Source organism: Streptomyces sp. NPDC051172 (assembly GCF_040682555.1).
In the GTDB taxonomy this organism is placed as follows: Bacteria; Actinomycetota; Actinomycetes; order Streptomycetales; family Streptomycetaceae; genus Streptomyces.
Genome location: NZ_JBFBBE010000047.1, coordinates 19385 through 31079 on the forward strand (window position 1 = coordinate 19385; position 11695 = coordinate 31079).

The following is an 11695-nucleotide window of genomic DNA, read 5'->3' on the forward strand; positions in this document are numbered from 1 at the left end:
ACCGACGGGCAAGCCAGGCGCTCAGCCGGCCCGCAGCATCAGCCCGATCCCCGCCACCAACAGAACCGCCGCCGCGATCCGTGGCGCCCCGAACCGTTCCTTGAAGAACACCGCACCGATGGCCGCCCCCACGATGATCGACGACTCCCGCAGGGCCGCGATCGGTGCCAGTTCGGCCTTGGTCTGGGCCCACAGGACCAGCCCGTACGCGGCGACGGACATGGCGCCGCCCAGCAGGCCCACGCCCGCGAACGGACGCAGAACGGCGAGGAACTCCCCCCGCCAGCGGGTCAGCGCGTACGCCGGGATCGCGAACCCCTCCACCGCCATCAGCCAGGCGATGTACCCGAGGGACGAGCCGGACGCCCGTACCCCCAGCCCGTCGACGACCGTGTACGCGGCGATGGTCAGCCCGGTGGCAAGCGCCGCGCCGATCGCCGCCCAGTTGGGCCGGCTGCCGCGCAGCCCCCACAGCGCGACACCGGTCAGGCCCGCGCAGGACAGGGCGATACCGGCGGCGGCCCACCCGTTCGGCACCTCGTGCGCGAACACGGCGGCGAGCACCGTGACGACCAGCGGCGCGGTCCCGCGGGCGATCGGGTACGCCTGCCCGAAGTCCCCGAGCCGGAAGGACCGCATGAGCAGGACGTAGTAGGCGAGGTGGATGAAGGCGGAGGCGGCGAGGTACGGCCACGCCCCGGACGCCGGGAGCGGGACGAACGGCACCATCGCCAGACCGATCAGCATCCCGCCGCCCGCGATCAGCGTGAACCCGACCAGCTTGTCCGTGATGCGGTGGGCGATCGCGTTCCAGCCGGCATGGGTGACCGCGGCACACAGGACGGCCGTGGCGACCAGCGGCGTCACGAGCTGCGCTCGCGCACGTCCACCAGGGTGGCTCCCGCGCGGGTGACGAGTTCCTTGGGCTCCATGGGGAACACGGCGTGCGGATTCCCGGCGGCGGCCCACACCACGTCGTGCTCCAGCAGCGAACGGTCGGCCAGCACCCGGGTCTTCGTCCGGTGCCCGAAGGGCGGCACACCCCCGATCGCGTACCCGGTGGTCTCCCGTACGACGTCCGCCTTCGCCCGAGTCACCTTCTCCGCACCGAGTTCCTCCCGCACCCGCTCGACGTCCACCCGCGACGCCCCGTCCATCAGCACCAGCACCGGAACCCCGTCCGCCGCGAAGATCAGCGACTTGCAGATCTCGCTCAGTTCGCACCCGATCGCGGCGGCCGCCTCGGCGGCGGTGCGGGTCGCGTCCGGGAAGCGGCGGATACGGCGGTTCAGGTCGTCGAGCCCCAGTTCGCCCAGGGCGGCGACGAAACGGGGGTTGGCTCCGGAGCTTGCGGCGGCATCGGGGGTCGTCATGCACGGCACGGTAGCGCTGGGTGTACACGGCACGCGACCGAGTTGTCCCCGTACCTCGGCGCGCCCTGCCGCTGCGCCGTCCCGAGCCCTGATCATGGGGTCCGTACGGCCGTACGGCCGGGAGCAAGCACGAGGAAGCCCCATGTCCCGCTACCTGTTCGACAACGCCGACGCCCAGACCCCCGGCCGTTTCTCCGCCCTGGAGACCTGCTATGACCCGGTCTCCCGCCGCCGGCTGGAGCTGACCGGACTGGCACCGGGCTGGAGATGCCTCGAAGTCGGCGGAGGCGGCGGCTCGCTGGGCGACTGGCTCGGCGAGCGGGTCGGGCCGGACGGCGAGGTCACGATCACCGACATCGACCCGCGCTGGGCGCAGCGGCAAGAACCTCAACGCCTGCCCCACGTGAGCCTGCTGCGACACGACATCGTGACGGACCCGCTCCCCGCCGCCCACTACGATTTGATCCACGCCCGTCTGGTCCTGCTCCACCTCCCGGAGCGGCTGCCCGTGCTGGCACCGGCAACTACCGTGCGGCGGTGTCGGCCGCCTTGGTGGAGCTCAACGGCCCCGGCCCACTGGAGAAGGTCATCCTGTCCCGCCGGGTGCCGGTCCCCGGCCCCGTCGACCTGATCACCACATACGCCCTCGGCCGCACCGCCAACACCCCGGCACGCTCGTTCCTGCTGGACCTGGGCGGCATCCGGGCGGCGGGTTTCAGCCCGGAGACGGTGGTCGAGGTGGCGGCCGACGGGCACGTACGGACCCACCCCCTGGCGGGCACTCGCGCACGTACGGGTTCCCCGACCGAGGACGCCCGCCTCCGCGCGGAGCTGCTGAGCGACCCGAAGGAGATCCACGAACACGCGGTGTCCGTACGCCTGTCGGTGGAGGAGATGGCCGCGGTCTGCGACGACACCTACGTCAGCCAGTACATGACGGTCGAGGAGCGGGGCACGGTCCAGCACCTGGCGTCCAGGGTCGTCGGCCGCCTGCGCCCGGGCCTGGGCCCTTGGCAGGCCTTCGCCGCACTGTTCCCGGCGGTGACGGCCACGGGGATCCCCAAAGCTCCCGCCTACCCGTTGATCCGCGCCCTGGAAGGCCGCCCCCGGGGCCTCTACGCCGGAGCCGTCCTCACCTGCGACGCCTCCGGCACCCTCGACGCGGCGCTGGTGCTCCGCAGTGTGTACGAACGGGACGGCAAGTGCTGGCTCCAGGCGGGGGCGGGCGTGGTACGGCAGTCCCGCCCGGAGCGCGAGCACGAGGAGACGTGCGAGAAGCTCCGCGGGGTCAGTGTGTGGAGACGTGCGTGAGGAAGTTCGCCCACGTGGTGGGGGCCACCGTGAGGTGGTTTGTCTCGGGGGTCTTGGAGTCGCGGATGTGGATGGTGGCGGGGGTGGTGGCCACCTCGACGCAGTCGTTGATGTCGCTGCTGTCGCTGTAGCTGCTCTTGAACCAGTGCAGTTCCGGCGTGCTCATAGTCTCCCCAGCACTTGCTCGATGAAGGCCAGTGACTCTCTCGGCGTGAGAGCCTGCGCCCGGATCAAGCCGTAGCGCAACTCAAGGATACGAAGATCCCTAGGGCTTTGGACCGGACGACCGTTGAAGGCGCCCGGCGACCGGCCGATTCCGGTGCCGTCCTCGAACTTCAACAGCTGGATCATGCCGTGATGGATCCCGGCATGCTCGTCCCGATCGGTCGGCATGACCTGAAGCGTCACGTTCCTCAACTGTGCCAGTTCCAGCATGTGTTCGAGCTGGCGACGCAATACCGCCCGTCCGCCGAGGGGACGTTCGAGCGTCACCTGCTCCTGGACAAAGCTGAGGGTCGGGGCGGGGTCCCGCTCGAAGATGGCCTTGCGAGCCACACGCGCGGCGGTGCCTCGCTCGATTTCGTCCTGCGAGTAGGCGGGCTGCGCCATCTCGAACAGCGCCTTGGTGTACTCCGGTGTCTGCAGCAGACCCTGGATGTTGTGGTCGCTGTACACCAGGACCTCGACCGCCCGCGATTCCAAATCCGCCAGCTCCCGCACCTTCTTGGGATACCGCGCCTTTCTCATGTCGTCCATGAAGGCCCGCAGATGCCCTTGCGCCTTCAGCACGGTGTCCGCCCTGTCCAGGAACTCCGGCCGGGGAATCCGCTGACCTCGCTCCATCTTCCGGACCATGTCCTCGCCGTACCCCATCACCTCTGCGAAGTCGGCAGCCCGCATCCCCGCCGACTCCCGGCAGACCTTCAGCAACCGCCCGACCGCCTGGACCACCGGCTCGATCTCATCCCCCGGCTCGACGTCCCAACCCGCCTCGTCCGCAACCTCGTTCATGCCCCACCTCCAACGCGCTTCCGTACCCGATCAACCCCCGAGACAGCCAAGACAGCACGAGACAAAGCCGAGACAGTCACGCTACGCACGGGCAACAGCACTCACTCAGGGAAGCAGAACCGACCACGCTGAGTGACATGAACCAAGAAGTCACCGTCCGCAACTTCAGCGTCCGCCTGTCCCCCACACCCCTCGGCGCCCGCCTCGCCCGCCTCCTCGCGGAGGAGCAACTCCGCACCTGGGGGCTCACGTTGGAGAACGCGACGCACATCGTCGCCGAACTGGCCGCCAATGCCGCAACGCACGGGCGCGTACCCGGACGGGACTTCCGCCTGACCCCCTACATCGTCGGAGACACCCTCCGTATCGAGGTGACGGACACCCGCCCAGACTGCCTCCCCCGCCTCGCGCAGGGCGACCCCGGGGCCGAGTCGGGCCGGGGTCTCGTCCTGGTGGACGCCCTCGCGGACCGGTGGGGCGTCGCCCCGGGGCCGTATCCGCGCAAAACCGTCTGGGCAGAGGTGAAGGTATGAAGCAGACGGCCGCCAGCGTCAGGACCTCCACCAAGCCAAAACGATATCTCCTTGTCGATTGGCGCGATATCATTTCGCGCACCACTGGTTACGGAAGGGGTCCTCACCATGGCTCGAACAGTGATCGACCTCGATGACGACATGGTCGCCGAGGCCATGCGCATCTACGGCACCAAAACCAAAGCCAAGGCTGTGCGGATGGCGATGGAGGACGCCGTGAAGCGCCACCTGCGCCAGGAGTTCGCGGACGCGATCAAGCGCGGGGAACTCGACCTGAGTGAGATCGTCGAGAACACCGGCCCCCGCAACGCCGACGGAACCCTCCAGCGGCCTGCGCAAGGCGCTGCGTGACCGACTACCTCGCCGACAAGTCGACGCTCGCACGCTGGGGCCACCCCGCCGTCGCCCGCGTCCTGGACAACCTCAGTGACCGGGGCGTCCTGGCAACCTGTGCGGCAGTCGAGTGGGAGATGGTCTACAACGCCCGGAACAAGCCGGACCTGGGCCGTATCCGCTTGCTGCTGCGCGGCTTCACCTTCCTGCACTGCGGCGACGAGGTCTTCGACCGCGTACTGGAAGTGCAGGGCATCGCTCTGGAACGGGGTTTCCACCGCGCCCTGTCCATGGCGGACCTTCTGATCGCCGCAACCGCCGAACGCCATCGGGCGACCGTGCTCCACTACGACGGCGACTTCGACATGATCGCATCGATCACCGGACAACCGACCGAGTGGGTCGTACGTCCCGGAACCGCGGACCGGTAGCCCCGACTTCCGCCTGACGCGCTACGCCGTCGGCGGGCGGAGATCACCGGCCACGGTCCTGCCCCGGACCAGCGCACGGGGCTCTGATACAAGTGTCGGATGGCGGTGAGCACGGTGCGCAGGGTGACGGCGGTTGCAGGGGTGGCGGGGTTCCCGGTGGCGCTGCTCGGGCTGTTCGTGGCCGCGGTGGTGCCCAGCGGCTGGGCGTTCGCCGTGTTCGCGGCCGCGGACTACCTCGCCGAGCCCAGGGCGCTTCGCCGGATCGCCGGTTCGATGCAGCCGCTGGGCCAGGTGTGTCTGAGCGTCACGGCGGGGTCGCTGCTGCGCGGCGCTGCGGCGCTCGTGCTGCTGGCGCGGCTGGGGGACGCCCAGTGCGGCGCGTTCGTCCTGACCGCCCTCGGCTTCCTGGCGCTGCAGGCACTGCGCGGCGGTTACGCGGGACTGCTGCTGTTCGTCTGGTGGTGCCGGCGGCTGCCGGTGGTGACCCGGAACGTGGATCTGTCCGCGCTGCGGATCCCCGACGCCCCGCCGCGGCTGCTGATGGACCTCCACCGGGGGCCGCTCGCGCTCGTGGACCTGCCGCTGGTCGTCGGCGTGGCCCTCGCGGCGGCGGCCGGGCCGAAGTGGGCGGCGGCCGGCGCGGGGACCGCGGTGCTCGCCGCCCTGGCCGCGGCCGGGTGGCTGGCGCTGCACGCCTGGCGGGGACGGCACCTGGCCGCGAAGGGCAAGGTGCTGCGCACGGTGAACGAGCAGGTGGAGGCGTACCGTCCCGAGGTCGTCGTGTACTTCTCCGGCGCCCTGGAATCGGCGTACCAGCTCAACGGCTGGCTGCCGGTCCTCGACCGGCTGCACCGGCAGGTGGTCGTCGTGCTGCGCGAGCGAGAGATGCTCACCCGGCTCGATCCGACGTCCCGGCCCGTGGTGTGCCTGCCGCTGGGCAAGGATCTGACCGCCTTCCGGCTGCCCGACGCGCAGGTGGCGCTGTTCGTGGCCAACGCCGCGAACAACACCCACCTGCTGCGGCTGCCGGAGTTCCGGAGCGTCTACCTCGGTCACGGGGACAGCGACAAGCCGACCAGCTCCAATCCGTTCACCAAGGTGTACGACGAGGTGTGGGTGGCGGGGCCCGCCGGGCGTGAGCGTTACGCGCGCTCGGGGTCCGGCGTGGCCGACGCGGACGTCGTCGAGGTCGGCCGCCCGTCGCTGGGGCGGCTGAACGCCACCGGCGGCACCTCCGCGTCGCCGATGCCGACCGTGCTCTACGCGCCCACCTGGGAGGGCTTCCACGGCGACCCGGGCGCGGCGACATCACTGACCGGTATGGGACCGCGGATCGTGAAGACCCTGCTGGAACGGGAACCGCCGGTCCGCCTGCTCTACCGGCCGCACCCGCTGACCGGCACCCTGGACCTCCGGGCGCGCGCGGCGCACGCCGAGATCCTCGCGATGATCGACGAGGCGAACACCGCACGGGACGCCCGCGAGGAGTTCCGGCGGCAGGACACGCGGGAACAGGCCGCGCAGGCGGCCCGGCTCCCGGCGCTCGCCCGCCGCCTCGACGAGCTGCGCCGGCCCGCACGCGGCGACGAGGCGCAGGCCGCGCGTGACGCCGGAGTGTCCGAAGAGCCGCCCTCGGCCGCCTGGGAGTCGGCACTGGCGGAGTGGAACGAGGCGTACTGGGCGGCCGAGGGCTGGTGGCGCCACCGCGTCACGGGCGGCTCCCGACCGGGCCTGTACGACTGCTTCGACCACGCCGACCTGCTCATCGCCGACGTGTCCGGCGTCGTCACCGACTACCTGGCCACCGGCAAGCCGTACGCCGTCGCCAACCCCGCAGGCCTCGCCCCCGACACCTTCCGCGACCGCTACCCGGCCGCCCGGGCCGCCCACCTCATCACCCCCGACCTGACCGGCCTGGACGACCTCCTCGACGGCACCGACCCACTGGCCGAGGAGCGGCAGCACCTGCGCACCTACCTGCTGGGCCCGGCCACGACCGACCCCTTGGCCCCCTTCGAACGGGCCCTGGACGCCCTCCTCCGTTCAGCGAAGTCGCGTACGGTTCGGCAGCATCCCTAGGGGCGCGGGGAACTGCGCGACCAGCCACAACGAGCCCGCAGACAATCGACGACCTGTCACTTCTCGCCGAGGAACACCCGCCGCACAACCCGCTCAGCCGCATGTCCGTCATCAAACGCACAGAACCGCCGCCGGAACGCGGCACGCAACTCCCCCGCCTCGCCGGAGGTCACCGCCCCGGAGCGGAACACCTCGATCAGCTGCTCCTCGCTCTCCGCGACGGCGCCCGGCGGCTCGGCCAGCAGGTCGAAGGTGACGCCCCGGGTCGCCCGGTACGTCTCCCAGTCCGGGGCGTAGACGACGATCGGCCGGTCGAGGCAGGCGTAGTCGAACATGATCGACGAGTAGTCGGTCACCAGCACATCCGCCGCCAGGCACAGGTCTTCCACGACCGGGTACGACGAGAGGTCGACGACCCGCGCGGCACCCTCGGCCCGCCCCTCCGCGCCCGCCTTCGCGCCTTCGGCGTCGTAGTAGTGCGAGCGCAGCATCAGCACGTGATCCGGTCCGAGGGCGGCCGCCAGGCGGGACGGATCCGGCAGCGGACCGGCGCCCCCGTACTCCCGGAACGTCGGGGCGTACAGCACGGCGGTCTGGCCGGGCTCGATGCCCAGGCGGGCGCGGATGGCGGCGATCTCCTCCGGGCCGGTGCGGAAGTAGCGGTCGTTGCGGGGATAGCCGGTCTCCAGCAGCTCGTAGCTGCCGGGGTAGACGCGCGGCCACACCTCGGAGGAGTGCGGGTTGGCCGACAGCAGGAAGTCCCAGCGCGCGGAGTGCTCACGCAGCCGCGTGAAGTTCATCCCCTGGGCGCCGACCGGGTAGTGCTGCTGGTCCAGGCCCATGGCCTTCAGCGGGGTCCCGTGCAGCGTCTGGAGATGCACCGAGCCGCGGCGCTTGGACACCGTGTGCGGGAAGTTGACGTTGTTGACCAGGTATTTCGCCCGCGCCAGGACGCGCAGGGAGCGCAGCGAACCCTCGACGGCGTGGTCCACCCCGGCGGGCAGCGAGGCGACCGCGTCCTTGCGGACCACCCACACCCCGTGGATGTCCGGGGCGAGTTCGCGGGCCGCCTCGTAGATGGCGCGCGGGTTGCACGAGTAGCTGCGGTACCAGTAGGCGGCGTATACGGCGAGCTCGTCGTCGGCGGGCAGGCGCTTGTACGCCTCGTAGTAGAGGAGGGCCGGCAGGGCGCGGGCCCGCCGCGTCGCCGTCCGTGCCGCGCCGACCGCTCCGCGCACGCCCCGGCCGGCCTTCAGGCGCAGCCGGTTGACCGGGCGCAGCGCGGCGAACAGCCGGTAGTCACCCCGCTCGACCAGGCGGAACTTCACGCCTCGGGCGCCGGGCGGATAGGGGTGGCCCGCGGGCCGGAAGCGCGCGAAGTGCTCTGCCATCCGGGCGAAGAACTCGCGCTGCCGGGCCGCCGGGACCCGGCCGGGTTCGTCGATGATGGTCGTGTAGTGCCAGATCGCCCGGTCGAACAGCCGGCCGCGGAACTCCTCGGCCGCCGCGCCCCGCTCGTCCAGGAAGGCGAAGACCTTCTCGTACTGGTCGAACACGTCGAAGTGGCGGTCGCTGACGGTGGTGGTGATCGCGCCCGTACGCCGCTCGCGGTAGACGTAGCAGACCCGTTCCAGCAGCGATATTCGCTCGGCGGCCACCAGGATCGGGTAGGTGACCGGCAGGTCCTCGTACAGCCCCGGTCCGAAGCGCACACCCAGACCGGTCAGGAAGTCACGGCGGATCGCCTTGTTCCACGCGGTCATCATCAGCTCGAGCACACTGGGCCGGCTCCGCAGCTCGAACGCCTCGGGCGGCGGCGGATCACGCAGCAGGTGCGCGCGGGGAGCGGGCTCGACCCCGCCCTCGGGCAACAGTCGTGCGTAGTCGAAGAAGAGCACGTCAGGTCGGGTCGAGGTCAGTCTGTCGGCTATCGCGGCCAGCGAGTCGTCGGCGATCAGGTCGTCACTGTCGACGAACCAGACATATTCCCCGCGAGCAAGTTCCAGCCCCGCATTACGGGCTTCGCCGAGCCCGCCGTTGCGTTCCAGATGCACGACCCGGATCCGCGGATCCCTGCTCGCGTACTCGTCGAGGATCGCCCCGCACCCGTCGGGCGAGGCATCGTCCACGGCGATCACCTCGAAGGAGGAGAACGACTGCCCGAGCATCGAATCCAGACAGGGACGCAGATACTCCTCCACGCCGTACACCGGCAGAACGAGGCTTATCAGCTCCTGGGACGGCTCCACGCATGACCTCCGGCCGACTACGGGCGGTTGGCACTACTGCCGAACGAAGCTACTACGACCCGTAGGAGGCGTCGCACCGGGAGAGGCACCTCACACCCCACGGGCACAGTTGTTCCACAGAGTAACGTCGCCTTCCCGGGCCTCGCCCTTTCATGGCGCCCAGGGCCGCGCCGTTGCAGGCTGTTCCCAGGTCGGACTCTCCGCGAGTGCGCACACACGGGAGGCGATATGGGCCCCGAAAGGCGGGAAACGCCGCGGCACGGGACCGAGGACGGCTCGGCGCTGCGCCGCAGGACCTTCCTGGAGGCGTGTGCGTGCGCCGGGCTCGTCTCGGCGGCGGCCGGTGCCTGCGACCGTTCTCATGCCGCCCACGGCACCCGGGCGACGACGGCCGCGCACCGGCCCGAGGCGGAACGGGACCGCCCGGGGACACTCGACTGGCGCATCCGCTCGCCGGGTCCGGCGGCGGCCGTCGTGGGGTACGCCGATCGGGTGAGTGTGACACCGGGCGAGGAGTGCGGTCTGTACGTCTCCACGACCGCCCCGTCCTTCCGCGTCTCGGCGTTCCGTATCGGCTGGTACGGCGGAGCCGGGGCACGGCTCGTCTGGTCGTCCGGGCGGGTGCCGGGCAGCGTCCAGCCGGAGCCGGGCTTCGTGACCGAGACCCGCACCGTCCGCGCGGACTGGCGCCGCACCCTGAGTTTCGGGACGACGGGCTGGCCGGAGGGCGCGTATCTGCTGCGGCTCGACACGGAGGACGGTCACCAGCGCTACGTCCCGCTGATCGTGCGCTCCGCGCAGGGCGCGGGCCGAACGGTGCTGATGCACGCGCCCGCCACCTGGCAGGCGTACAACCGGTGGGGCGGCTACAGCCTCTACGTCGGCCCCTCCGGGGCGTACGCCGGACGGTCCCTCGCCGTGAGCTTCGACCGGCCCTACGACTCCGACGGCGCGGAGAAGTTCATGGTGTACGAGCGGGCGGCGGTGGTCCTCGCGGAACGGCTCGGCATCCCCCTTGCGTACACCACCGGGGTCGACGTGCACCGGGACCCGGAGGTGCTGCACGGAGCGGCCGCCGTCATCTGCCTCGGCCACGACGAGTACTGGACCCCCGAGCAGCGTCGGCACATCACCCGGGCCCGCGACGCCGGCACCAACCTGGCCTTCCTGGGCGCCAACACCTGCTTCCGCCGGATCCGCCTGGAGCCGGGCGGGGCACTGCCCGAGCGCACGGTGGTCTGCTACAAGTCCTCCTTCCCGTCCGACCCCTGCTACACCACCAACCCCTCCTTGGTGACGACGGACTTCCGCCGGTCCCCGGCGGCCGACCCGGAGTCCTCCCTGACCGGCGTGCTCTACGAGGGCTATCCGGTGGACGCCCCCTACGTCGTCCACGCGGCGGACCACTGGCTGTACGAGGGGACGGGCGTACGCCCCGGTGACGGCTTCGACCATCTGGTCGGTGTGGAGTACGACCGGGTCACCCCTGGTGCGCCCGTCCCCCACCCCCTGGAGATAACGGCCCATTCCCCTCTGGTGTGCAACGGCGTTCGCAGCAGCAGCGACTCGGCGTACTACACCGCGCGAAGCGGCGCCGGCGTCTTCGCGACCGGCACCATGCGGTGGGTGGAGGCGCTGATGGCCGAAACCCCCGACGGAGGCCGGGACCACGGTATGGACGCCCGCACCCGCACCTTCGTCACCCGCACGACGGAGAACCTCCTGCACGCCTTCGCGGAAGGCCCCGCCGCCCGCCACCGTCCGGCACCACGCCCGAACATGACGGAGCTGTAGCGACCGTCAGCCCCCGAACGTCACCTGCTTCGCCTCCCTCACCGCCGCCGTGCGCCCCGGTGCCGAGTGGTACTGCCAGTACAGGTTCGTATGGGCGATGACCTGGTCCGGCGGCGGGGCGCCCCACTTGCTGTTGTCGTTCGTGGTGTGCGCGTCGGCGACCAGCGTGACGTCGTAGCCCCGTACGAATGCGCCGTGGATCGTGGAGCGTATGCAGGCGTCCGTCTCCGCGCCCGTCACGACGAGATGGCCGACTCCGGCCGCGGCGAGGACCTGCTCCAGGTCCGTGCCCTCGAAGGAGTCGCCGTAGTTCTTGTGCACCAGCGGTTCCGCTTCGCGGCGGGGCAGTTCGGAGACGTACTGCCAGTCGCCGCTGCCCTTCTCGAGTCCCTCGTCGGAGTGCTGGACCCAGACGACCGGCACGTCCGCGGCGCGGGCCTTGTCGACGAGGGCGGCGATGGTGCCGACGACGGCGTCCCGCTCGTGCGCGGACGCCACGACGCCCTGCTGGACGTCGATCACCAGCAGGGCGGTGCGGGGGCGTTCCTGAAGAGTGGTCATGCCGCCACGTTAGGCGGCGC

General features: G+C 71.0%; 13 protein-coding genes. 7 read left to right on the forward strand and 6 right to left on the reverse strand.

Annotated features, from left to right (window positions below; translation table 11 throughout):
* Positions 1–21: 21 nt before the first annotated feature.
* Together AB0N07_RS26410 and AB0N07_RS26415 are read right to left on the reverse strand one after the other, a co-directional pair.
* Positions 22–867, reverse strand: coding sequence for an EamA family transporter (locus AB0N07_RS26410; RefSeq protein ID WP_365839108.1), 846 nt, complete (start codon positions 865–867; stop codon positions 22–24).
* Positions 864–1373 carry a YbaK/EbsC family protein gene (locus tag AB0N07_RS26415; protein ID WP_365839110.1) on the reverse strand — a complete coding sequence of 170 codons (510 nt, stop codon included), beginning with the start codon at positions 1371–1373 and terminating at the stop codon, positions 864–866. Before AB0N07_RS26415 ends, AB0N07_RS26410 begins: the two co-directional genes overlap by 4 nt.
* Positions 1374–1515: 142 nt before the next feature.
* On the opposite strand from AB0N07_RS26415, the gene AB0N07_RS26420 reads away from it, so the two are divergent.
* Together AB0N07_RS26420 and AB0N07_RS26425 are read left to right on the forward strand one after the other, a co-directional pair.
* Entirely contained in the window at positions 1516–2004 is a 489-nt protein-coding gene (locus AB0N07_RS26420; RefSeq protein WP_365839112.1) for a class I SAM-dependent methyltransferase, read from the forward strand.
* Positions 1911–2684, forward strand: a complete 774-nt coding sequence (locus AB0N07_RS26425) for a salicylate synthase (RefSeq protein WP_365839114.1) — start codon at positions 1911–1913, stop codon at positions 2682–2684. The genes AB0N07_RS26420 and AB0N07_RS26425 overlap by 94 nt, the downstream gene beginning before the upstream one ends.
* Here AB0N07_RS26425 and AB0N07_RS26430 read toward each other — a convergent pair.
* Positions 2662–2850: a DUF397 domain-containing protein gene (locus tag AB0N07_RS26430; protein WP_365839116.1), complete on the reverse strand. Its 189-nt coding sequence runs from the start codon at positions 2848–2850 to the stop codon at positions 2662–2664. The genes AB0N07_RS26425 and AB0N07_RS26430 overlap by 23 nt on opposite strands.
* Positions 2847–3695 (reverse strand): helix-turn-helix transcriptional regulator, encoded by an 849-nt coding sequence (locus tag AB0N07_RS26435; protein WP_365839118.1) that lies wholly within the window; start codon positions 3693–3695, stop codon positions 2847–2849. The genes AB0N07_RS26430 and AB0N07_RS26435 overlap by 4 nt, the downstream gene beginning before the upstream one ends.
* A gap of 137 nt (positions 3696–3832) precedes the next feature.
* On the opposite strand from AB0N07_RS26435, the gene AB0N07_RS26440 reads away from it, so the two are divergent.
* From AB0N07_RS26440 to AB0N07_RS26455, 4 genes are all read left to right on the forward strand, one after another.
* Positions 3833–4228, forward strand: coding sequence for an ATP-binding protein (locus AB0N07_RS26440; protein ID WP_365839120.1), 396 nt, complete (start codon positions 3833–3835; stop codon positions 4226–4228).
* A gap of 108 nt (positions 4229–4336) precedes the next feature.
* Entirely contained in the window at positions 4337–4579 is a 243-nt protein-coding gene (locus AB0N07_RS26445) for a type II toxin-antitoxin system VapB family antitoxin (RefSeq protein ID WP_365839122.1), read from the forward strand.
* On the forward strand, positions 4576–4992 hold the full coding sequence (locus AB0N07_RS26450) for a PIN domain nuclease (protein WP_365839124.1): 417 nt from the start codon (positions 4576–4578) through the stop codon (positions 4990–4992). The genes AB0N07_RS26445 and AB0N07_RS26450 overlap by 4 nt, the downstream gene beginning before the upstream one ends.
* 99 nt (positions 4993–5091) lie before the next feature.
* The gene (locus AB0N07_RS26455; protein ID WP_365839126.1) at positions 5092–7071 is read left to right on the forward strand and encodes a hypothetical protein; all 1980 of its coding nucleotides are present in this window, start codon (positions 5092–5094) and stop codon (positions 7069–7071) included.
* Between the two features lie 56 nt (positions 7072–7127).
* Here the strand turns inward: AB0N07_RS26455 and AB0N07_RS26460 are convergent, their stop codons facing one another.
* A complete protein-coding gene (locus AB0N07_RS26460; RefSeq protein ID WP_365839128.1) occupies positions 7128–9320 on the reverse strand; it encodes a bifunctional glycosyltransferase family 2 protein/CDP-glycerol:glycerophosphate glycerophosphotransferase in 2193 nt (730 codons plus the stop codon).
* 228 nt (positions 9321–9548) lie between these two features.
* On the opposite strand from AB0N07_RS26460, the gene AB0N07_RS26465 reads away from it, so the two are divergent.
* Positions 9549–11114, forward strand: coding sequence for a N,N-dimethylformamidase beta subunit family domain-containing protein (locus AB0N07_RS26465; RefSeq protein WP_365839130.1), 1566 nt, complete (start codon positions 9549–9551; stop codon positions 11112–11114).
* A 6-nt stretch (positions 11115–11120) separates the two neighbouring features.
* Here AB0N07_RS26465 and AB0N07_RS26470 read toward each other — a convergent pair whose 3' ends face one another.
* Positions 11121–11675 carry a cysteine hydrolase family protein gene (locus AB0N07_RS26470; protein WP_365839132.1) on the reverse strand — a complete coding sequence of 185 codons (555 nt, stop codon included), beginning with the start codon at positions 11673–11675 and terminating at the stop codon, positions 11121–11123.
* Positions 11676–11695 lie beyond the last annotated feature (20 nt).